Annotated in this window: 16 protein-coding genes, 2 tRNA genes, 2 rRNA genes and 1 riboswitch; of the genes, 9 read left to right on the top strand and 11 right to left on the bottom strand. The window is 52.6% G+C overall.

Going from position 1 to position 21334, the window contains the following annotated elements; genetic code table 11:
• Nucleotides 1-97: 97 nt before the first annotated feature.
• The 4 genes from SAQUA_RS01810 to SAQUA_RS01795 form a co-directional block, all read right to left on the bottom strand.
• A 23S ribosomal RNA gene (locus SAQUA_RS01810) occupies nucleotides 98-3007 on the bottom strand.
• Between the two features lie 208 nt (nucleotides 3008-3215).
• Nucleotides 3216-3291 (bottom strand) — tRNA-Ala (locus tag SAQUA_RS01805).
• A gap of 126 nt (nucleotides 3292-3417) precedes the next feature.
• Nucleotides 3418-3494 (bottom strand) — tRNA-Ile (locus SAQUA_RS01800).
• Nucleotides 3495-3569: 75 nt separating this feature from the next.
• Nucleotides 3570-5112, bottom strand: a 16S ribosomal RNA gene (locus tag SAQUA_RS01795).
• Together the 16S and 23S rRNA genes with 2 tRNA genes alongside form the textbook arrangement of a ribosomal RNA operon.
• 649 nt (nucleotides 5113-5761) lie before the next feature.
• On the opposite strand from SAQUA_RS01795, the gene purH reads away from it, so the two are divergent.
• Nucleotides 5762-7351: a bifunctional phosphoribosylaminoimidazolecarboxamide formyltransferase/IMP cyclohydrolase gene (gene purH, locus SAQUA_RS01790; RefSeq protein ID WP_380676638.1), complete on the top strand. Its 1590-nt coding sequence runs from the start codon at nucleotides 5762-5764 to the stop codon at nucleotides 7349-7351.
• A 51-nt stretch (nucleotides 7352-7402) separates the two neighbouring features.
• Nucleotides 7403-8686 (top strand): phosphoribosylamine--glycine ligase, encoded by a 1284-nt coding sequence (purD, locus tag SAQUA_RS01785; protein WP_380676636.1) that lies wholly within the window; start codon nucleotides 7403-7405, stop codon nucleotides 8684-8686.
• Nucleotides 8687-8746: 60 nt separating this feature from the next.
• On the opposite strand, the gene SAQUA_RS01780 is transcribed toward purD, so the two are convergent.
• The 6 genes from SAQUA_RS01780 to nudC form a co-directional block, all read right to left on the bottom strand.
• The gene (locus SAQUA_RS01780; protein WP_380676634.1) at nucleotides 8747-9415 is read right to left on the bottom strand and encodes a DUF1481 domain-containing protein; all 669 of its coding nucleotides are present in this window, start codon (nucleotides 9413-9415) and stop codon (nucleotides 8747-8749) included.
• 34 nt (nucleotides 9416-9449) lie between these two features.
• The gene (gene hupA, locus SAQUA_RS01775) at nucleotides 9450-9725 is read right to left on the bottom strand and encodes a nucleoid-associated protein HU-alpha (protein WP_024914152.1); all 276 of its coding nucleotides are present in this window, start codon (nucleotides 9723-9725) and stop codon (nucleotides 9450-9452) included.
• Nucleotides 9726-9914: 189 nt separating this feature from the next.
• The gene (locus SAQUA_RS01770) at nucleotides 9915-10505 is read right to left on the bottom strand and encodes a YjaG family protein (protein ID WP_380676631.1); all 591 of its coding nucleotides are present in this window, start codon (nucleotides 10503-10505) and stop codon (nucleotides 9915-9917) included.
• 48 nt (nucleotides 10506-10553) lie between these two features.
• Nucleotides 10554-11240: a deoxyribonuclease V gene (gene nfi, locus SAQUA_RS01765; protein ID WP_380676629.1), complete on the bottom strand. Its 687-nt coding sequence runs from the start codon at nucleotides 11238-11240 to the stop codon at nucleotides 10554-10556.
• Between the two features lie 17 nt (nucleotides 11241-11257).
• A complete protein-coding gene (gene hemE, locus SAQUA_RS01760; RefSeq protein WP_380676627.1) occupies nucleotides 11258-12322 on the bottom strand; it encodes a uroporphyrinogen decarboxylase in 1065 nt (354 codons plus the stop codon).
• Nucleotides 12323-12358: 36 nt separating this feature from the next.
• Nucleotides 12359-13126, bottom strand: coding sequence for an NAD(+) diphosphatase (nudC, locus tag SAQUA_RS01755; protein WP_380676625.1), 768 nt, complete (start codon nucleotides 13124-13126; stop codon nucleotides 12359-12361).
• A gap of 97 nt (nucleotides 13127-13223) precedes the next feature.
• Between nudC and rsd the strand changes: the two genes are divergently transcribed.
• The 7 genes from rsd to thiH all read left to right on the top strand — a co-directional run bounded on the left by rsd (nucleotide 13224) and on the right by thiH (nucleotide 19773).
• On the top strand, nucleotides 13224-13739 hold the full coding sequence (gene rsd, locus SAQUA_RS01750) for a sigma D regulator (protein ID WP_380676623.1): 516 nt from the start codon (nucleotides 13224-13226) through the stop codon (nucleotides 13737-13739).
• 220 nt (nucleotides 13740-13959) lie between these two features.
• Nucleotides 13960-14082, top strand: a riboswitch (TPP riboswitch).
• A gap of 221 nt (nucleotides 14083-14303) precedes the next feature.
• Complete coding sequence (gene thiC / locus SAQUA_RS01745) at nucleotides 14304-16247, top strand: phosphomethylpyrimidine synthase ThiC (protein ID WP_380676621.1); 1944 nt, start codon at nucleotides 14304-14306, stop codon at nucleotides 16245-16247.
• Nucleotides 16240-16893: a thiamine phosphate synthase gene (gene thiE / locus SAQUA_RS01740; protein WP_380676619.1), complete on the top strand. Its 654-nt coding sequence runs from the start codon at nucleotides 16240-16242 to the stop codon at nucleotides 16891-16893. Before thiC ends, thiE begins: the two co-directional genes overlap by 8 nt.
• Nucleotides 16883-17632, top strand: a complete 750-nt coding sequence (locus SAQUA_RS01735) for a ThiF family adenylyltransferase (RefSeq protein WP_380676617.1) — start codon at nucleotides 16883-16885, stop codon at nucleotides 17630-17632. Before thiE ends, SAQUA_RS01735 begins: the two co-directional genes overlap by 11 nt.
• Nucleotides 17629-17829 carry a sulfur carrier protein ThiS gene (thiS, locus tag SAQUA_RS01730; protein ID WP_380676615.1) on the top strand — a complete coding sequence of 67 codons (201 nt, stop codon included), beginning with the start codon at nucleotides 17629-17631 and terminating at the stop codon, nucleotides 17827-17829. The genes SAQUA_RS01735 and thiS overlap by 4 nt, the downstream gene beginning before the upstream one ends.
• 1 nt (nucleotide 17830) lies before the next feature.
• The gene (locus tag SAQUA_RS01725) at nucleotides 17831-18610 is read left to right on the top strand and encodes a thiazole synthase (protein ID WP_380676640.1); all 780 of its coding nucleotides are present in this window, start codon (nucleotides 17831-17833) and stop codon (nucleotides 18608-18610) included.
• Nucleotides 18610-19773, top strand: a complete 1164-nt coding sequence (gene thiH, locus SAQUA_RS01720) for a 2-iminoacetate synthase ThiH (RefSeq protein ID WP_380676613.1) — start codon at nucleotides 18610-18612, stop codon at nucleotides 19771-19773. Before SAQUA_RS01725 ends, thiH begins: the two co-directional genes overlap by 1 nt.
• A gap of 203 nt (nucleotides 19774-19976) precedes the next feature.
• Here the strand turns inward: thiH and shiA are convergent, their stop codons facing one another.
• Nucleotides 19977-21332 carry a shikimate transporter gene (shiA, locus tag SAQUA_RS01715; protein ID WP_380676611.1) on the bottom strand — a complete coding sequence of 452 codons (1356 nt, stop codon included), beginning with the start codon at nucleotides 21330-21332 and terminating at the stop codon, nucleotides 19977-19979.
• Between the last annotated feature and the right edge of the window lie 2 nt (nucleotides 21333-21334).

Raw genomic sequence — 21334 nt, 5'->3', positions numbered from 1 at the left:
CCGCTTCACGCTCACTCGCGTACAGCCATCAGAACCAATCTAGGAACTTCGCTGAAAATCAATTTCTCTCTCAAATTCAAAACACCTTCGGTGTTGTAAGGTTAAGCCTCACGGATCATTAGTACTGGTTAGCTCAATGCATCGCTGCACTTACACACCCAGCCTATCAACGTCTTAGTCTTAAACGTTCCTTCAGGGACCTTAAAGGCCCAGGGAAGACTCATCTCGAGGCAAGTTTCGCGCTTAGATGCTTTCAGCGCTTATCTTTTCCGCACTTAGCTACCGGGCAGTGCCATTGGCATGACAACCCGAACACCAGTGGTGCGTTCACTCCGGTCCTCTCGTACTAGGAGCAACCCCTCTCAATCTTCCAACGCCCACGGCAGATAGGGACCGAACTGTCTCACGACGTTCTAAACCCAGCTCGCGTACCACTTTAAATGGCGAACAGCCATACCCTTGGGACCTACTTCAGCCCCAGGATGTGATGAGCCGACATCGAGGTGCCAAACACCGCCGTCGATATGAACTCTTGGGCGGTATCAGCCTGTTATCCCCGGAGTACCTTTTATCCGTTGAGCGATGGCCCTTCCATTCAGAACCACCGGATCACTAAGACCTACTTTCGTACCTGCTCGAGCCGTCACTCTCGCAGTCAAGCTAGCTTATGCCTTTGCACTAACCTCACGATGTCCGACCGTGATTAGCTAACCTTCGTGCTCCTCCGTTACTCTTTGGGAGGAGACCGCCCCAGTCAAACTACCCACCAGACACTGTCCTCACCCCGGATTACGGGGCCGAGTTAGAACATCAAACATTAAAGGGTGGTATTTCAAGGTTGGCTCCATGCAGACTGGCGTCCACACTTCAAAGCCTCCCACCTATCCTACACATCAAGGCTCAATGTTCAGTGTCAAGCTATAGTAAAGGTTCACGGGGTCTTTCCGTCTTGCCGCGGGTACACTGCATCTTCACAGCGAGTTCAATTTCACTGAGTCTCGGGTGGAGACAGCCTGGCCATCATTACGCCATTCGTGCAGGTCGGAACTTACCCGACAAGGAATTTCGCTACCTTAGGACCGTTATAGTTACGGCCGCCGTTTACTGGGGCTTCGATCAAGAGCTTCGCGTTGCCGCTAACCCCATCAATTAACCTTCCAGCACCGGGCAGGCGTCACACCGTATACGTCCACTTTCGTGTTTGCACAGTGCTGTGTTTTTATTAAACAGTTGCAGCCAGCTGGTATCTGCGACTGGCTTCAGCTCCGAGAGCAAGTCTCTTCACCTACGCGCCAGCGTGCCTTCTCCCGAAGTTACGGCACCATTTTGCCTAGTTCCTTCACCCGAGTTCTCTCAAGCGCCTGAGTATTCTCTACCTGACCACCTGTGTCGGTTTGGGGTACGATTTGATGTTACCTGATGCTTAGAGGCTTTTCCTGGAAGCTTGGCATCAACCACTTCGCCACCGTAGTGACTCGTCATCACGCCTCAGGGTTGATATGCAACCGGATTTACCAGGTCACACCCCCTACACGCTTAAACCGGGACAACCGTCGCCCGGCTAGCCTAGCCTTCTCCGTCCCCCCTTCGCAGTAACACCGAGTACAGGAATATTAACCTGTTTCCCATCGACTACGCCTTTCGGCCTCGCCTTAGGGGTCGACTCACCCTGCCCCGATTAACGTTGGACAGGAACCCTTGGTCTTCCGGCGAGCGGGCTTTTCACCCGCTTTATCGTTACTTATGTCAGCATTCGCACTTCTGATACCTCCAGCAGACCTCACAGTCCACCTTCAACGGCTTACAGAACGCTCCCCTACCCAACAACGCCTAAGCGTCGCTGCCGCAGCTTCGGTGCATGGTTTAGCCCCGTTACATCTTCCGCGCAGGCCGACTCGACCAGTGAGCTATTACGCTTTCTTTAAATGATGGCTGCTTCTAAGCCAACATCCTGGCTGTCTATGCCTTCCCACATCGTTTCCCACTTAACCATGACTTTGGGACCTTAGCTGGCGGTCTGGGTTGTTTCCCTCTTCACGACGGACGTTAGCACCCGCCGTGTGTCTCCCGTGATAACATTCTTCGGTATTCGGAGTTTGCATCGGGTTGGTAAGCCGGGATGGCCCCCTAGCCGAAACAGTGCTCTACCCCCGAAGATGAGTTCACGAGGCGCTACCTAAATAGCTTTCGGGGAGAACCAGCTATCTCCCGGTTTGATTGGCCTTTCACCCCCAGCCACAAGTCATCCGCTAATTTTTCAACATTAGTCGGTTCGGTCCTCCAGTTAGTGTTACCCAACCTTCAACCTGCCCATGGCTAGATCACCGGGTTTCGGGTCTATACCTTGCAACTATTCGCCCAGTTAAGACTCGGTTTCCCTACGGCTCCCCTATACGGTTAACCTTGCTACAAAATATAAGTCGCTGACCCATTATACAAAAGGTACGCAGTCACCCCCATTAAGAAGGCTCCCACTGCTTGTACGTACACGGTTTCAGGTTCTATTTCACTCCCCTCGCCGGGGTTCTTTTCGCCTTTCCCTCACGGTACTGGTTCACTATCGGTCAGTCAGGAGTATTTAGCCTTGGAGGATGGTCCCCCCATATTCAGACAGGATGTCACGTGTCCCGCCCTACTCATCGAACTCACAGGATGTGCATTTTAGTGTACGGGGCTATCACCCTTTACTGCGCGACTTTCCAGACGCTTCCACTAACACACACCCTGATTCAGGTTCTGGGCTGTTCCCCGTTCGCTCGCCGCTACTGGGGGAATCTCGGTTGATTTCTTTTCCTCGGGGTACTTAGATGTTTCAGTTCCCCCGGTTCGCCTCGTTAAGCTATGTATTCACTTAACGATAGTGCAACGAATTGCACTGGGTTTCCCCATTCGGGTATTGCCGGTTGTAACGCTTCATATCAGCTTACCGACACTTATCGCAGATTAGCACGCCCTTCATCGCCTCTGACTGCCTAGGCATCCACCGTGTACGCTTAGTCACTTAACCTCACAACCCGAAGGTGTCTTTCGACGCACTTCGTGCTGTAAACATTTGAGAGACTCTCTGACAGGTTAGTTCTTATCTCAATAGTTCTACGGAGAGATAAGTTTCAGCTGTCAGGTTTCAATTTTCAGCTTGTTCCAGATTGTTAAAGAGCAAAATACTTCGCAGCATACTGTTGCCAGTACACTCTGAAGTATTATCAAGGACTATATGGTGGAGCTAAGCGGGATCGAACCGCTGACCTCCTGCGTGCAAGGCAGGCGCTCTCCCAGCTGAGCTATAGCCCCATACGTCCGTGCAGATACCTTTGATTACCACTCGTAAAAGAGTTAATTCTTTCTCAGACAAGGCGCGATCTCGCGACGCATATTGAAATATGCGAGTGAGGAAGCAACGCAGTATGAGGAAGAATTTGGTAGGCCTGAGTGGACTTGAACCACCGACCTCACCCTTATCAGGGGTGCGCTCTAACCACCTGAGCTACAAGCCTATAAAGGTATTTCTGCTCGTTACTTTTTCATCAGACAATCTGTGTGGACACTGCACTCAACTGCATATCTTTAGGTAAGGAGGTGATCCAACCGCAGGTTCCCCTACGGTTACCTTGTTACGACTTCACCCCAGTCATGAATCACAAAGTGGTAAGCGCCCTCCCGAAGGTTAAGCTACCTACTTCTTTTGCAACCCACTCCCATGGTGTGACGGGCGGTGTGTACAAGGCCCGGGAACGTATTCACCGTAGCATTCTGATCTACGATTACTAGCGATTCCGACTTCACGGAGTCGAGTTGCAGACTCCGATCCGGACTACGACATACTTTATGAGGTCCGCTTGCTCTCGCGAGGTCGCTTCTCTTTGTATATGCCATTGTAGCACGTGTGTAGCCCTACTCGTAAGGGCCATGATGACTTGACGTCATCCCCACCTTCCTCCGGTTTATCACCGGCAGTCTCCTTTGAGTTCCCACCATCACGTGCTGGCAACAAAGGATAAGGGTTGCGCTCGTTGCGGGACTTAACCCAACATTTCACAACACGAGCTGACGACAGCCATGCAGCACCTGTCTCACGGTTCCCGAAGGCACTAAGCTATCTCTAGCAAATTCCGTGGATGTCAAGAGTAGGTAAGGTTCTTCGCGTTGCATCGAATTAAACCACATGCTCCACCGCTTGTGCGGGCCCCCGTCAATTCATTTGAGTTTTAACCTTGCGGCCGTACTCCCCAGGCGGTCGACTTAACGCGTTAGCTCCGGAAGCCACGCCTCAAGGGCACAACCTCCAAGTCGACATCGTTTACAGCGTGGACTACCAGGGTATCTAATCCTGTTTGCTCCCCACGCTTTCGCACCTGAGCGTCAGTCTTTGTCCAGGGGGCCGCCTTCGCCACCGGTATTCCTCCAGATCTCTACGCATTTCACCGCTACACCTGGAATTCTACCCCCCTCTACAAGACTCTAGCTTGCCAGTTTCAAATGCAGTTCCCAAGTTAAGCTCGGGGATTTCACATCTGACTTAACAAACCGCCTGCGTGCGCTTTACGCCCAGTAATTCCGATTAACGCTTGCACCCTCCGTATTACCGCGGCTGCTGGCACGGAGTTAGCCGGTGCTTCTTCTGCGAGTAACGTCAATGAATGGTGCTATTAACACCAAACCCTTCCTCCTCGCTGAAAGTGCTTTACAACCCGAAGGCCTTCTTCACACACGCGGCATGGCTGCATCAGGCTTGCGCCCATTGTGCAATATTCCCCACTGCTGCCTCCCGTAGGAGTCTGGACCGTGTCTCAGTTCCAGTGTGGCTGGTCATCCTCTCAGACCAGCTAGGGATCGTCGCCTAGGTGAGCCATTACCCCACCTACTAGCTAATCCCATCTGGGCACATCCGATGGTGTGAGGCCCGAAGGTCCCCCACTTTGGTCCGAAGACGTTATGCGGTATTAGCCACCGTTTCCAGTAGTTATCCCCCTCCATCAGGCAGTTTCCCAGACATTACTCACCCGTCCGCCGCTCGCCGGCAAAGTAGCAAGCTACTTTCCGCTGCCGCTCGACTTGCATGTGTTAGGCCTGCCGCCAGCGTTCAATCTGAGCCATGATCAAACTCTTCAATTAAAAGCTTGATTTGCTGCAACTCGTGCAGCGATGCTCGAAAATTAACTTTCGTAATAATTCATTCGCATGAATTATTGCTTGGTCACTCTTCAAGACTTGATATTTTTTTGCTACCGAAGCAGCTGGATATCGTCTTGTGAGTGCCCACACAGATTGTCTGATAAATTGTTAAAGAGCAGTGAGTTACGCGCTTTCGCTTGCTAACTCGAGGTGGCGTATATTACGCTTTCCTCTTGCAGAGTCAACCTCAATTTTAGGTTTTTTTTCTGCTGACTTCGGAAGCCTTGTGAAGTGATTCACATGTTCCGTGTCGATGGAGGCGCATTATAGGGAGTTACGCGCCGCCCGCAACAGGTATTTTCAACAAAAAGTGTCGTTTGCTGCATTCCACAGCAAAACCCGCCCTTATACCCAGTTATGCACTAACTTATCCACAGAGCGCATTTGCCTGGAAAATTTACGAGCACCACGCAAACGTTTTCGCTACAATTCTCCGCGATGAAGTGAACCCCAATCTTAACGGGCGTTAGCTGGATCTTTTCCTGTCTCTTCTTATATAGAGAGAAATCCCTCTATATATAAGAAGCAAAGTAAAGTGGGGATCCACGTAACGCTCTTTTATTGCGACTCAAAGCCAAGGGATAAAACCATGCAACAACCTCGTCCAATCCGCCGGGCCTTGCTCAGCGTGTCTGACAAATCCGGTATCGTTGAATTCGCTGAAGCTCTTTGCCAGCGCGGCGTAGAATTGCTTTCCACCGGTGGTACAGCGCGTCTGCTGGCTGATGCCGGTCTACCTGTTACCGAAGTTTCCGACTACACCGGGTTCCCAGAAATGATGGACGGACGCGTCAAGACGCTGCATCCGAAAGTACACGGCGGTATTCTTGGCCGTCGCGGTCAGGACGACGCGATTATGGAAAGCCATGCGATCAGCCCGATCGATATGGTCGTGGTAAATCTGTATCCCTTCGCTCAAACGGTGGCGCGCCCAGATTGTTCGCTGGAGGATGCCGTCGAGAATATCGATATTGGCGGGCCAACGATGGTGCGCTCCGCTGCCAAGAACCACAAAGACGTTACGATTGTGGTCAAAAGCAGCGACTACGCCGCTATTATTACCGAGATGGACAATAATGACGGCTCGCTGCTGTATTCGACCCGTTTCGATCTGGCCATCAAGGCGTTTGAACACACCGCCGCCTATGACAGCATGATTGCCAACTATTTTGGCGCTCTGGTTCCTGCTTATCACGGTGAAACCTCTCAGCCTTCCGGCCGTTTCCCTCGCACGCTGAATCTGAACTACATCAAGAAACAGGATATGCGTTACGGTGAGAACAGCCACCAGCAGGCCGCCTTCTATATAGAAGAGGATCTGCATGAAGCTTCCGTTGCTACCGCAGAGCAACTGCAGGGCAAAGCGCTCTCCTATAACAACATCGCAGATACCGATGCCGCTCTGGAATGTGTGAAGGAGTTTGCCGAGCCTGCCTGTGTGATCGTCAAGCACGCTAACCCTTGTGGCGTAGCAATCGGTGAAAATCCGTTAGCGGCCTATGATCGCGCCTACCAGACCGATCCGACCTCCGCATTCGGCGGTATCATTGCCTTCAACCGCGAGTTGGATGCCGAAACAGCGCAAGCGATCATCAGCCGTCAATTCGTTGAAGTGATCATCGCCCCCGCAATCAGTGATGAAGCGCGTTCTCTGTTGGCCGCCAAACAGAATGTGCGCGTGCTGGCCTGTGGCCAGTGGCAGCAGCGCATTCACGGGCTGGACTTTAAACGTGTCAACGGCGGTTTGTTGGTACAAGACCGCGATTTGGGTATGGTGATTGAAGCTGACTTGCGCGTGGTGTCTGAACGCCAGCCAACTGCTCAAGAGCTGCGTGACGCGCTGTTCTGCTGGAAAGTCGCCAAATTCGTCAAATCCAACGCTATCGTTTATGCACGCGATAACATGACCATTGGTATCGGTGCGGGTCAAATGAGCCGCGTGTATTCAGCAAAAATTGCCGGTATCAAGGCCGCTGACGAAGGTTTGGAAGTGAAAGGTTCTGCGATGGCATCCGATGCCTTCTTCCCGTTCCGTGACGGTATTGATGCGGCTGCAGCGGTGGGTATTACCTGCGTGATCCAGCCCGGTGGTTCAATTCGTGACGATGAAGTGATTGCAGCTGCCAATGAGCACGGCATTGCGATGATCTTTACCGACATGCGCCATTTCCGCCACTAATCCCTTTTGCTACGTGCGCGCCAGCCGCGCACGTTGTTTATGGAGCACCTGATGAATATTCTGATTATCGGCAATGGCGGACGCGAACATGCGTTGGCCTGGAAAGCTGCCCAATCGCCGCTGGCGGATAAAGTTTACGTTGCACCGGGTAACGCAGGCACCGCACTGGAAGCAAATCTGACCAATGTCGATATCGCCCCCACCGATATTCCGGCATTGGTTGCCTTTGCCAAAGCTAATTCGGTCGAACTCACTATCGTCGGTCCTGAAGCACCGTTGGTTATTGGTGTTGTCGATGCCTTCCGGGCTGCAGGGTTGAAAATCTTTGGTCCTTCGCAGGCCGCTGCCCAGCTTGAGGGTTCCAAAGCTTTTACCAAAGACTTCCTTGCTCGCCACGCAATCCCCAGCGCCGAGTACCAGAACTTTACTGAAGTAGACCCCGCATTGGCGTATGTGCGTAGTAAAGGTGCGCCAATTGTGATCAAAGCGGACGGTCTGGCCGCGGGCAAAGGGGTGATCGTTGCCATGACGCTGCAGGAGGCCGAGGACGCTATTCAGGACATGTTGGCGGGAAACGCTTTTGGTCAGGCGGGGCATCGCATCGTGATCGAGGAGTTCCTTGAAGGCGAAGAAGCCAGCTTCATCGTTATGGTGGATGGCGAGAATGTGGTTCCCATGGCAACCAGCCAAGATCATAAACGCGTCGGTGATGGCGATCGCGGCCCTAATACCGGCGGTATGGGGGCTTATTCACCAGCACCGGTCGTCACTGACGAGATCCACCAGCGCGTGATGGAACAGGTGATTTGGCCAACCGTACGAGGCATGGCCGCAGAAGGCAACACCTATATCGGCTTCCTGTATGCTGGCCTGATGATTACTGAAGATGGCCAGCCAAAGGTTATTGAGTTCAATTGTCGTTTTGGCGATCCTGAAACTCAACCAATCATGCTACGTCTGCGTTCCGATTTGGTGGAACTCTGTCTGGCGGGTGCAGAAGGCAAACTCGCCGATAAAACCTCTGAGTGGGATGAGCGTCCTTCTCTCGGCGTCGTCTTGGCTGCCGGTGGTTATCCTGGTGAATACCGCCAGGGTGACGTGATCCATGGTTTGCCACAACAGGAAAATGTAGACGGCAAGGTATTTCATGCCGGTACGCGGCTGCAGGAAAATCAGGTGCTGACCAGCGGTGGTCGGGTGCTTTGCGTGACTGCATTGGGCGAAACTGTCGCGGAAGCGCAGAAGCGGGCTTATCAGTTAGCGGAAGGAATTCAGTGGCAAGGCAGTTTCTGTCGCAAGGATATTGGCTACCGCGCAATCGCCCGCGAAAAATAAGCCGTATTCACATTAATAAAGGAGGCTCTGTGCGCAGGGCCTTTTTGTTGGTTGGCGTTTCTAGAGTGTATCTTTTGTCGGCTCCCAACGGCAGAAGTCATCGTTAGCCACCAGCAACAACTCGCGTCCTTCCGGTCCATCCAACCAGGCAAGGCTAACCGGTTGGTGATTGTTGGTAGTTCGCCGTGCGATCCAATTCTCGGCCTGTTTATCAAAACCCGGCTTCACCACCTCACCGTTGCATAACTTGACTTCCCCTTGTTGCCAATGCCCCTGCAACAGCCTAACGCGGCCCACATTCAGCGCATCACTCACTTCCAAGATACGACGAGCCTGATATTGGTAAAGGGCGATATCATCATTGGACAACTTTTGGCGCTGAGTGGCCAATTGACGCTGCATAAAACTGACGGTGCCATTCACTGTGAAACGTAGTTGAATGGAATCGCGATCGCCATCTGCATCAGTACGTTTGATCTGGTACAGCACACCATTTTGATATTCGTACAACGTTGAGATCGTCCCCGGCCCACTATAGGGGCTATAGACACTCATCAATACCAAGGGGCGCTGCTGCCCGTCATCTATTCGCCATACCCGCATGACGCCCTGATCGGCGACAAAACCACTGGCAGTAAAAGAAGGCGGGGATGAACGGAGGCTACAAGCGCTCAGACCACTGACAACAGCAGCGATCATGAGCGCCCGTTGAATAAACAAAAGGGGCATGTTCGCCCCCCTGTTTAAACTTTTTATCACGCGGTTAGGACTTAACTGCGTCTTTCAATGCTTTACCAGATACGAACGCAGGCACGTTAGCGGCTGCGATTTTGATTTCTTTACCTGTTTGTGGGTTGCGGCCAGTGCGCTCGCTACGATGGTTTACCTTGAAAGTACCGAAACCAACCAATTGTACCGCATCACCTTCCTTCAGAGACTCAGTAATAGCAGCCAGGGTAGATTCCAGAGCCAGTTTAGCTTGAGCTTTGGAAAGGTCAGCCTTGTCTGCGATTACATCAATCAGTTGAGTCTTGTTCATAACTTATCCTTACAGTGTGTTTATCGTTTGCAAAGCATCGAGTGCGACGGATATGCCGATAGACAGCACTCTCCTGCATACACGCACCGATAGCCACTTTTTTTACGCCCCCCAAATGTAGACCAGACAGGGTGCGGATGTGAAGCCTTAAGGCATGACAAATCAGGCGTTAAATCACGTTTTCTTGTGTTACTGCGTTAAATTTATACCAATATTACTTACCGCAGCCTCACGTAGGTCAGATCGTAACCCTTTGATCAAATCCAGGTCACGCTCCTCGCAGGCAGCCAGAAGGCGGAAAATCTCCCATTGAATGTCCCATTCCTCCTCTACGGCAGGCAGAATTTTCAGTTCTTCATCGGTCATTTCTTTACCGGCCTGAGTCATTTCCAACATTGCTACAGTGCGAATTGACGTTTCACTGATGGCGATGGCGTGCTCCAGCGTCTCCCCACTGAGGCGTGAATGGATCAGTTCCCCTAATGCAATACAAGCATCTATTGCCGGGTAAACACCGTAAAGATCGTAATCGTCAGCCGATGGGATCGCTTCCTCCAACTTTTCCAGTTGACTGTCAAAGTTGACCTTGGCGTCTTTCACCACCAGCGTCTCCCATATCAGATCCAGGATCCGGCGATAAACCGCCGGATCGCCAAATTCCGTTTGCAGGCAGAACATCTGGTAATTTGGGTACATACGCTCGCACAGGCAGGCCATAAAGGTCAAATGCTGCCAGCTTTCCAGCTTTTCCAAGCGTAAATGAATTGGGTTACGTAGCATTGTCTACTCTCTTACTCGTTATTTGCCGCGCAGTGTACCCGAAATCGCTCATTGCGGCACCTCTGGATGCTGCTGTAACCAGCGTACAAAGGCCGGGCGACGTGAAGCGATAGCGTCGGCCCAACGGGTTGGTTCCGGCAAGCGATAACCTGCCATACAGCGCTGTACCCAGGCCAAGGCACTTTCGGTGCAAACACGATGCCCGGTAGAGATAAACAGTGGGTTACAGCGTGCTTTGCTACGCCATACCCATCCCAGTTGTTCGTCCTTGTCCTGCAGCGCAGCCAGGGCACCAACTGCGGAATCCAATGGGGGAAACTTACCGCACAGGCGCTGCTTCGCGACACCAATGGTTGGCACATTCACCAGCAAGCCAAAATGGCTGGCAACCCCTAAACGCCTTGGGTGCGAGATACCGTGCCCATCGACAAAAACCAGGTCGGGCTTAAGTTGCAGTTGCTCCCAAGCGGCAAGCAACGCAGGATACTCGCGAAACGACAGAAAGCCTGGGATATAAGGCATGACCGTATTAATACGCGCTATGCGATATTCCACGAGTTCCAGTGAAGGGTAGCGCAAGATAGCAATAGCGGCACGCGTTACCGAGCCCTCCTGCTCAAATCCAACATCTGCACCGGCAATATATGCTGGCGGATTTTGCAAAAAATCATCCTCACGGATGATTTCCCCAGCACGCTGTTGTTGTTCCTTACGCAGAGCCTGTGTGTCTATCACTGCGTCTCCCCACTGGTTCAACGATGGTATTTAGCCGAAAGCGCGTGGACTGCTTCAACAAATGCGCCAGCATGTTCCGGTGGCACATCCTGGTGGATACCGTGCCCAAGGTTAAAGACGTGCCCCTCACCATGGCCAAAACCAGCCAGGATAGTTTCCACTTCCTGCTCGATGCGTTGCGGTGAGGCATACAGCATGGAAGGGTCCATATTGCCTTGCAACGCAACCTTATCACCGACACGGCGCCGCGCATCAGCAATGTCGGTTGTCCAATCCAGGCCCAGTGCATCACAACCCGTGGCCGCCATTGCCTCCAGCCATTGGCCTCCCCCTTTGGTGAACAGAGTCACCGGCACACGGTGCCCATCGTTTTCACGCTGCAAACCATCAACGATTTTATGCATATAGTGCAGAGAGAACTCGCGGTAATCACGCCCCGTCAGCACACCGCCCCAGGTATCAAACACCATCACGGACTGCGCTCCAGCGCGGATCTGGGCATTGAGATAAAGAATGACACTGTCAGCCAGCTTGTCCAGCAACAGATGCAACGTTTGTGGCTCGGCATACATCATTTTTTTCAGCTTGGTGAACGCCTTACTGCTGCCCCCCTCGACCATATAGGTGGCCAATGTCCACGGACTGCCGGAGAAACCGATCAGCGGCACTTCCCCTTTGAGTTCGCGACGAATGGTGCGGACAGCATTCATCACATAACCGAGTTCATCTTCCGGATCGAACAGCGGCAGTTTTTCAACATCTGCCCGGCAGGTGATAGGAGAAGAAAAACGCGGCCCTTCACCCGCCTCAAAGTAGAGCCCAAGCCCCATGGCATCAGGAATGGTGAGAATGTCCGAGAACAGAATCGCGGCATCCAGTGCATAGCGGCGCAGCGGTTGTAATGTCACTTCGCAGGCCAGATCGGCGTTTTTGCACAATGACATGAAATCACCGGCTTGCGCACGGGTAGCCTTGTACTCCGGCAAGTAACGACCGGCCTGGCGCATCATCCATACAGGGGTAATATCCACCGGCTGGCGCAACAAGGCGCGCAGGTAGCGATCGTTCTTCAACTCATTCATTATTGGGCTCCCTTGATAATCTGCCGCCATTGTACCTTATTCCGCACGGCACAGCGCCACCGTGTCCTCTATCAGACGGCGCGCCACAGTACCCGGCGGCGGCAGCATCGGCAGTTGATCATAACGATACCAACCCGCATTAAGTAACTCTTTCGGATCGTGACGCAATTCACCGCTGTGATAATCAGCCATGAACGCCATCATCAATGAATGAGGAAACGGCCAAGGTTGGGAGGTCACATAACGTAGATTAGTGATAGCGATATTGCTCTCTTCCATAACCTCACGCGCCACGGCCTGCTCTAGGGTTTCCCCGACTTCGACGAACCCGGCCAGCACCGTATGTATCCCGCCACGATGGCGAACATGTTGCGCCAGCAGGATCTCGTCATGGCGACGAATGGCGACAATCACGCAGGGCGCAATCTGTGGGTAATAACGTTCACGGCAGTTATTACACAGGCAAGCGCTCTCAGTGCGGCTGAGATGCATTTCATGTCCACAATAACCGCAAAACCGGTGCGAACGGTAAAAATCCGCCAATTGCACACCGCGCCCGGCAAGCTGGAACAGATCACGATCGAGATCGAGCAGTTGCCTCACCGATCCCATATCTCTTGGCATTGGTTTGCGGACCAGCCAGACCTTTGCGCCGTCCCATTCGCCAATCTGACGAGCCAACTGGCCCTGTAGTGAAAATGATGCGGAAGAACCAAACGGCAGTTCACCATTTGGTAACCAAATTTTGCTTTCATGGCTGATGATCCACCAGCCATTTTCGTTACCCGTTAATGCAAGTTCCATATGTTGTTGCACAACCTCTGCTTCACTGGCAATCTAGGGATGGTCTTGTTACATTTTAATAACTTACTGTTTTTTTCTATTACTTACGGAGTCAACTATGCTCAACCGACTGGAAAGCCTGACTCAACGCGTTGGTGGCAGTAATGAGTTAGTCGATCAATGGCTACAAGCACGCAAACAGTTGCTGATTGCCTATTGCGCATTGGTCGGCATCAAACCCAATAAAGAAAAGCATACCCCGCTGAATGAAAAAGCGCTGGATAACTTTTGCTATCATCTGGTGGATTATCTCTCTGCCGGGCATTTTCACATCTATGGCAAAATTATCAAACAAGTGGAAGGTTCTACCAGCCCTAAAATGGCCCTGACCACCAAGTTCTACCCCAAGTTACAGGCTAATACCGAAAGCGTCATGGCGTTTCACGATCGCTTTAGTGAAATTGAGTTCGATAAAAATATGCGGCAGGAACTCAATCAAGCCTTGTCAGAAGTCGGCGAGGTGTTGGCTTCACGTTTTGCACTGGAAGACCAGTTAATTCAGCTAGCAGCGGAAACCTGGCAACAGGGTAATCCCGACGCAGCCAATACAGGAACGGTGCAACATCCAGCCTGATTTAAGCCTTGCCCCTCATTTTTCACACCGCAACACGGCTGCAGAGTGAAAGATGAGGGGCAAGCTTGTAGTTTTTATTCTCCCTTCTATACCCAAGTTACTTCGAGTTGCAGGTAGGCGGCAACCGAGAGATTCCCCAGGCGCTTGGTAAACCAAGTGACTGAGGTGAGTAAAGGCAGCCAACCCCCCTATAACTTGAAGGGCGACGTGTATATACTGGGTGCTCTTGTCGGAGTGCCTAGCGTTGATTTTCCATTAAATCGGCCAGGCTGAGACCGTTAATTCGGGATCCGCGGAACCTGATCGGGTTAAGACCCGCGAAGGAAACAAGAGTAATCCATACCCGTCATGCTTGACGTTGCAGGTGCGTTGGCTTTCCTCGCTCACCCAGTCACGTACTATCTGTACGCTCCCGGGGCTCGCTGCGTTGCCGCCTTCCTGCAACGCCAATTATTTAGGGTATGCCGCCACTGGCAACAGACCTGCCTTAGGCTACCACCATTACTCCCTCCGAGCTCCAGACAAGCAATTTTCCGAACATCACCACACTGATAGGAATTTGCTATGTCTAATGTAAATAAAACCCGTGTCCGTAAACAACGACGTGATGAAGCGCAGTCTTTCATTGCTTCTCTGCAAGGTGTGACCTTCCCCAACTCCCATCGTATTTATCTTTCTGGCTCTCGAAGCGACATTCAGGTCCCAATGCGGGAAATTCAACTCAGTCCGACGCTGATCGGCGGCAGTAAAGATAACCCGCAATATGAACAGAATGAGGCCATTCCGGTATATGACACCGCAGGTCCTTATGGCGACCGGCAAGAAACGCTGGATGTTCACCGGGGCCTGAAAAAGATACGTGCGGGCTGGATCGCTGAACGTGCGGATACGCAAACGTTAGCCGACGTCAGTTCTGGTTTCACTCAACAGCGGCTGGCGGATGAGGGACTGGATCATCTGCGTTTTGAACACCTGCCGCAGCCGTGTAAAGCCCTGGCGGGTAAATGCGTAACACAATTGCACTACGCACGTGCCGGTATTATTACGCCGGAGATGGAATTCATCGCCATCCGCGAAAATATGGGCCGTGAACGCGTTCGCAGTGAGGTTCTGCGCCAGCAGCACCCAGGTCAAAACTGGGGAGCCAACCTGCCTGAAAATATCACGCCGGAATTTGTACGCCAGGAAGTGGCGGCTGGCCGTGCCATCATCCCCGCCAATATTAACCACCCAGAATCTGAGCCGATGATTATTGGCCGCAATTTCCTGGTCAAGGTGAATGCCAATATCGGCAACTCAGCGGTTAGCTCCTCGATTGAAGAAGAAGTGGAAAAGTTGGTGTGGTCGACTCGCTGGGGCGCAGACACGGTGATGGACCTCTCCACTGGCCGTTATATCCATGAAACGCGCGAGTGGATCCTGCGTAACAGCCCGGTGCCGATTGGCACGGTGCCCATCTATCAGGCGCTGGAAAAAGTGAACGGTGTGGCAGAAAACCTAACCTGGGAAATGTTCCGCGATACCCTGTTGGAACAGGCCGAGCAAGGCGTGGATTATTTCACTATCCATGCAGGGGTGCTGCTGCGTTATGTGCCGATGACCGCCAAACGTCTGACCGGCATCGTGTCACGGGGCGGTTCAATCATGGCAAAATGGTGCCTATCACATCACCAGGAAAACTTCCTCTATCAACATTTCCGTGAGATCTGCGAAATTTGCGCTGCTTACGATGTTGCACTGTCGCTCGGTGATGGGTTGCGTCCTGGCTCTATTCAGGATGCCAATGATGAAGCGCAATTTGCCGAATTACGTACCTTGGGCGAATTGACCCAAATAGCCTGGGAATATGATGTACAGGTGATGATCGAAGGCCCTGGGCATATACCTATGCATATGATCCACCGCAATATGAGCGAAGAGCTGGAGCATTGCCACGAAGCACCATTCTATACGCTGGGCCCTTTGACCACCGATATTGCACCGGGTTATGACCATTTCACCTCTGGCATCGGTGCCGCAATGATCGGTTGGTTTGGCTGTGCGATGCTTTGCTATGTGACACCGAAAGAACATTTGGGTTTGCCGAACAAAGAAGATGTGAAGCAGGGGTTGATTACCTACAAGATAGCCGCTCATGCGGCCGATTTGGCAAAGGGCCATCCCGGTGCACAGATCCGTGATAACGCTATGTCCAAGGCGCGCTTTGAATTCCGCTGGGAAGATCAGTTCAACCTGGCTCTGGACCCTCTAACCGCCCGCGCTTACCACGATGAAACACTACCGCAGGAATCAGGCAAGGTTGCTCATTTCTGCTCAATGTGCGGGCCAAAATTCTGTTCGATGAAAATCTCGCAGGAAGTCCGTGACTATGCTGCGGCACAGACGGCGGCCAACACAGTAGAGATCCAGTTGAGCGGCATGGAGAAAATGTCTGTCGAGTTTCGCTCGCGTGGCAGCGAACTTTACCATAGTGCGTCCAATCTGCAGGAGGAGGTTAATAATGACTGAAATTATCACCCCCTTCCCCGCTACACCGCACAAGCTGGGCTTATACCCGGTTGTTCAGAGTGTTGAATGGATCGCCCGCCTGCTGGATGCGGGCGTTACCACAATTCAGTTACGCATCAAGGATCAGGCAGATCAACAGGTAGAGGCAGATGTTGCCGCAGCCATCGCTTTAGGCAAACGTTACCAGGCTCGGCTGTTTATCAATGACTACTGGCGGTTGGCGATCAAGCATCAAGCCTATGGTGTGCACTTGGGGCAGGAGGATTTGGATACTGCCGACCTGGTTGCAATCCACCGAGCAGGATTACGGCTAGGCGTTTCTACCCATGATGACGCTGAGCTAGCTAGAGCTATCGCCGTAAAACCCTCCTATATTGCGCTAGGGCATATTTTCCCGACGCAAACCAAAGAGATGCCGTCAGCCCCCCAAGGGCTAGCCGAACTCAAACGCCACCTCGCCGGATTGCAGGATCACCCGACGGTAGCCATTGGCGGCATTAGTATCGACCGTGTGCCAGCCGTGCTGGCTTGCGGCGTCGGCAGCGTCGCCGTGGTCAGTGCCATCACCATGGCACCCGACTGGCGTGCGGCCACCGCGCAATTGTTGCAACTGATCGAAGGCAAGGAGCCGAGCAATGCTGAGTGACCAAGAGTTTCTGCGTTACAGCCGCCAACTGTTGCTCGAAGAGGTAGGTCCCGAAGGGCAACACAAGCTGAAGCACGCGACGGTGCTCATCGTCGGTTTGGGTGGATTAGGCTCCCCAGCCGCGCTGTACCTTGCCGCCGCTGGGGTTGGCACTTTACTGTTGGCCGATGATGACAAGTTGCACATTACTAACTTGCAGCGGCAAATTCTTTATCGGACCGTCGACGTTAACAGCAGCAAAGCCCAACTTGCACAACGCGATTTGCAGGCACTCAACCCGCTGGTGGAATGCATTGCATTGGAACAGCGCCTTGCCGGCTCAATCCTGAGTGACGTCGTGGCCCGTGCCGATCTGGTACTCGATTGCAGCGATAATATGGCCACCCGCCATGCGGTTAATGCGGCCTGTTTTAACACAGGTGTGCCTTTAATCAGCGGTAGCGCTGTGGGCTTCAGCGGCCAATTACTGGTTATTGAACCACCCTATACGCAGGGTTGTTATGCCTGCCTCTATCCCGAGCAAACCGAGCCACAGCGTAATTGCCGTACAGCAGGAGTGCTCGGCCCGGTCGTCGGTATTATCGGCACGCTCCAAGCACTGGAAGCCATCAAAATGCTGGCGGGAATGCCTTCTCACCTCAGTGGCAAGCTGCGATTGTTCGACGGCAAGCAGCAAAGCTGGAACACACTACAGTTGAGCAAAACGACAGCTTGCAACGTCTGTGGAGGTTCAGCATGAAAATTATGCTGAATGATCAACCACTGGAGCTGGGGCAGCAGCTGAGCATCCTGGCTTTGCTCGAACAACTGGAGCGCCACCAGCCAGGTACCGCATTGGCGATAAATCAGGTCATCATTCCACGCGACGACTGGGCAAGCCGTTTCGTACAGGATGGTGATGATATTCTTTTATTTCAAGCAATTGCTGGGGGCTGACATGCTGCAAATCGCCGATACTACTTTTACCTCACGCCTATTGACCGGCACAGGTAAATTTGCTTCGTCAGCATTGATGCTGGCCTCTCTGCAAGCCTCTGGTTCCCAGTTGGTCACTATGGCAATGAAACGCGTCGATCTACGCAACGGTAATGATGCCATTCTGGCCCCGCTGCAACAGTTGGGCGTACGGCTATTACCGAATACTTCCGGGGCTAAAACCGCTGACGAGGCGGTATTTGCCGCTCGACTGGCGCGTGAGGCGCTGGGAACTCACTGGGTGAAACTGGAAATTCATCCCGATGCAAAATATCTGCTACCCGATCCGATCGAAACCCTGAAAGCAGCAGAAATCCTGGTTAAAGAAGGGTTTGTGGTACTGCCGTACTGCGGGGCCGATCCGGTGTTGTGTAAACGGCTGGAAGAAGTAGGCTGTGCTGCCGTGATGCCGTTAGGTGCACCAATAGGGTCTAATCGCGGGCTACTTACCCGCGATTTTCTTCAGATCATTATCGAACAGGCTAAAATCCCTGTGGTAGTTGATGCCGGAATTGGTGCCCCCAGTCACGCGTTAGAAGCGATAGAACTGGGGGCTGATGCCGTATTGGTCAACACCGCCATTGCAGTAGCTGGCGATCCGGTAAAAATGGCCCAGGCTTTCCGTCTGGCCGTCGAGGCGGGCGAGTTAGCGTACCACGCTGGGTTAGGTAGCCAACAGCGGACCGCCATCGCATCCAGCCCGCTAACAGCCTTCCTGAGCCACTCAGGGGAGGCTCTCTAATGGCAGATGATTTTAGAGAACACTTGCAACAATGGGATTGGGACGATCTCCAGCTTCGCATCAACAGCAAAACTGCCCGCGATGTTGAAAATGCGCTCAATGCAGAAAAGCTGACGCGGGATGACTTCATGGCGCTCATTTCCCCCGCTGCCACGCCCTATCTGGAGCCTTTAGCGCAGCGTGCGCAGCAGCTTACACGCCAGCGTTTTGGCAATGTTGTGAGTTTTTACGTGCCACTCTACCTCTCTAATCTGTGTGCCAACGATTGTACTTATTGTGGTTTCTCAATGAGTAACCAACTTAAGCGCAAAACGCTGGACTCAGAGGAAATAGAACGGGAATGCACAGCCATTAAAGCCCTTGGCTTCGAGCATCTGTTGCTGGTTACCGGTGAACACCAGCGTAAAGTCGGCATGGACTACTTTCGCCAGCATATCCCCACTATCCGCCGCCATTTCAGTTCATTGATGATGGAGGTCCAACCGCTGGCACAGGAAGAGTATGCCGAGCTAAAAACCCTCGGGTTGGATGGCGTTTTGGTTTATCAGGAAACTTATCATCTCGCGACCTACCAACGGCACCACCTGCGCGGGCAAAAACAGGACTTTAACTGGCGGTTGGCAACAGCGGATCGTTTGGGCCGCGCCGGGATCGACAAGATCGGACTAGGAGCGCTCATCGGGCTTTCTAACAGTTGGCGCGCCGACTGCTATCTGCTGGCCGAGCATCTGCTTTATTTGCAACAAACCTACTGGCAGAGCCGCTACTCGATCTCGTTCCCTCGTTTGCGCCCCTGCACCGGCGGCATTGAACCGGCATCACTGATAAGTGAGCCGCAACTGATGCAGTTAATCTGCGCTTTCCGCTTATTGGCTCCTGATGTTGAGCTGTCATTATCGACTCGGGAGTCATCCTTCTTCCGCGATCATGTGGTCCCAGTGGCTATCAACAGCGTTAGTGCCGGCTCCAAAACCCAGCCTGGTGGATACGCTGACGATGTTCCACCTCAGTTGGAACAATTTGAACCGCATGACAGCCGAACACCCCTGCAGGTGGCGCAAGCCATTCAAGCAGCCGGATTACAGCCAGTATGGAAGGATTGGGATGACTATTTGGGACGCGCTGCGCAACCACCTGTAACGATTACAAGACAGCCCCAATAACGCGGGAACCACTACGCAAAGCAATAAAGACAGGCTGGAGCGGTAAATCAGCATCGTTATAGTGACGTTGTTGGTTATCAAATCCGAAACCAACCAAGGTTATCTTCCCCCTCTTGATGACCTTGCCTAACCCAACACCGGGTCGTGCGGAGACTGGCCGCACGTTCCCGGTTTCTTTTTTACCCGCCGCGAGCGAAACGACGTCAATCTACGGCCTGAGGCTTCATTCTCATGCCAACAATGGCTGACAGCAGGCACCCCATTGCCAGATAAGCAGCCACTAAATGCCAGGAGCCGCCCATAAACTCAACCAGCAAGACAGCGATAAACGGGGTGAAACCACCACCAACCACACTGGCAACCTGGTAACCAACGCCAGCCCCACTATAGCGGTATGCCGTACCAAACAGTTCAGTAAACATTGGCTGTTGCACGCTGACGAGCATATCGTGCGCCACGTTGCCCAACATGATGGCAAAGAGGATAATCATCACGGTATTACGGCTTTCTAGCGCCATGAAAAATGGAACAGCACTGGCGAATCCGATTAACGCGCCGGTGACGTATATCCTGCGCCGACCGAAGCGATCGGCCAAATAGGCAAAGCACGGTATTGAGACACAACTCACCGCCCCAACCAGCAAGCCAATATTTAAAAAGATATCGCGCGAAAGGCCAAGATGAGTCGTCGAGTAATTCATAGCAAAGGCTGTAACGATGTACATTGTCAGCAACTCGCCAAATCTTAGGGCAATAATGAGTAAAAATGCCTTCGGATTCTGACGCAGTGCTTCAAAGATCGGGAAGTTGCGTATTTTGTTGGCTCTGATTTCCAGTGCCTTGTTAGCCTCAAACTCCTGCGATTCATCCATGCCTTTACGGACCCACCAGGCAATGGCCACCAATACCAGACTGAACAGGAAGGGTAAACGCCAGCCCCAACGAACAAAGTCTTCATTGGTAGTGAAATGGTTTACGATGGAAACTGAACCGGTCGCCAGTAACAGGCCAACACCGAAACCAATCTGTACGCCACTGCTATAGAAAGCTTTTCTCTTTTTCGGCGCACTCTCAACCGCCAGCAGGGCTGCGCCCCCCCATTCGCCGCCAACGGCAAATCCTTGAATAGCACGTAGCAAGACCAGCAGTACTGGAGCCCACCAGCCAATAGAATCAAAAGAGGGTAACAACCCGATCAAGGCGGTAGCGCCCCCCATCATCCAGACGGTAATCATCAGCATGCGCTTACGACCGAGCTTGTCACCAAAGTGCCCAAACACCATCCCACCGAGAGGACGGAACAAGAAACCCACACCAAACGTACCGAATGCTGCCAGCGTGCCCATTGTTGGACTCACCTGCGGGAAAAACTGGGTGTTAAATACCAGTGCGGCAACTATTCCGTACAGTAGAAAGTCGAACCAGTCGACAACTGCACCAACAAAACTGCCCCACGCGGCACGCCTTGCCCGCTTGGCAGAATAGCTGTCTGAAGGGGTTTGTAAGGTTAAATCGCCGCTACTAGAAGCTGAGGTGTTAATTACTGTTGAGGTATCCATGC

This window comes from Serratia aquatilis (assembly GCF_044865145.1).
GTDB classification, from domain to species: domain Bacteria; phylum Pseudomonadota; class Gammaproteobacteria; order Enterobacterales; family Enterobacteriaceae; genus Chania; species Chania aquatilis.
The sequence above is the reverse complement of the archived record's forward strand: the minus strand, read 5'-3'. Positions and strand labels throughout refer to the sequence as shown.

Excerpts from the sequence above, each read along its gene's own strand:
- SAQUA_RS01770 (WP_380676631.1), bottom strand. The coding sequence starts at position 10,505 with ATGCTACGTAACCCAATTCATTTACGCTTGGAAAAGCTGGAAAGCTGG.
- thiS (WP_380676615.1), top strand. The coding sequence starts at position 17,629 with ATGAAAATTATGCTGAATGATCAACCACTGGAGCTGGGGCAGCAGCTG.
- thiE (WP_380676619.1), top strand. The coding sequence starts at position 16,240 with ATGACTGAAATTATCACCCCCTTCCCCGCTACACCGCACAAGCTGGGC.
- SAQUA_RS01780 (WP_380676634.1), bottom strand. The coding sequence starts at position 9,415 with ATGCCCCTTTTGTTTATTCAACGGGCGCTCATGATCGCTGCTGTTGTC.
- hemE (WP_380676627.1), bottom strand. The coding sequence starts at position 12,322 with ATGAATGAGTTGAAGAACGATCGCTACCTGCGCGCCTTGTTGCGCCAG.
- SAQUA_RS01725 (WP_380676640.1), top strand. The coding sequence starts at position 17,831 with ATGCTGCAAATCGCCGATACTACTTTTACCTCACGCCTATTGACCGGC.
- purD (WP_380676636.1), top strand. The coding sequence starts at position 7,403 with ATGAATATTCTGATTATCGGCAATGGCGGACGCGAACATGCGTTGGCC.
- hupA (WP_024914152.1), bottom strand. The coding sequence starts at position 9,725 with ATGAACAAGACTCAACTGATTGATGTAATCGCAGACAAGGCTGACCTT.
- purH (WP_380676638.1), top strand. The coding sequence starts at position 5,762 with ATGCAACAACCTCGTCCAATCCGCCGGGCCTTGCTCAGCGTGTCTGAC.
- thiH (WP_380676613.1), top strand. The coding sequence starts at position 18,610 with ATGGCAGATGATTTTAGAGAACACTTGCAACAATGGGATTGGGACGAT.
- nudC (WP_380676625.1), bottom strand. The coding sequence starts at position 13,126 with ATGGAACTTGCATTAACGGGTAACGAAAATGGCTGGTGGATCATCAGC.
- rsd (WP_380676623.1), top strand. The coding sequence starts at position 13,224 with ATGCTCAACCGACTGGAAAGCCTGACTCAACGCGTTGGTGGCAGTAAT.
- shiA (WP_380676611.1), bottom strand. The coding sequence starts at position 21,332 with ATGGATACCTCAACAGTAATTAACACCTCAGCTTCTAGTAGCGGCGAT.
- thiC (WP_380676621.1), top strand. The coding sequence starts at position 14,304 with ATGTCTAATGTAAATAAAACCCGTGTCCGTAAACAACGACGTGATGAA.
- SAQUA_RS01735 (WP_380676617.1), top strand. The coding sequence starts at position 16,883 with ATGCTGAGTGACCAAGAGTTTCTGCGTTACAGCCGCCAACTGTTGCTC.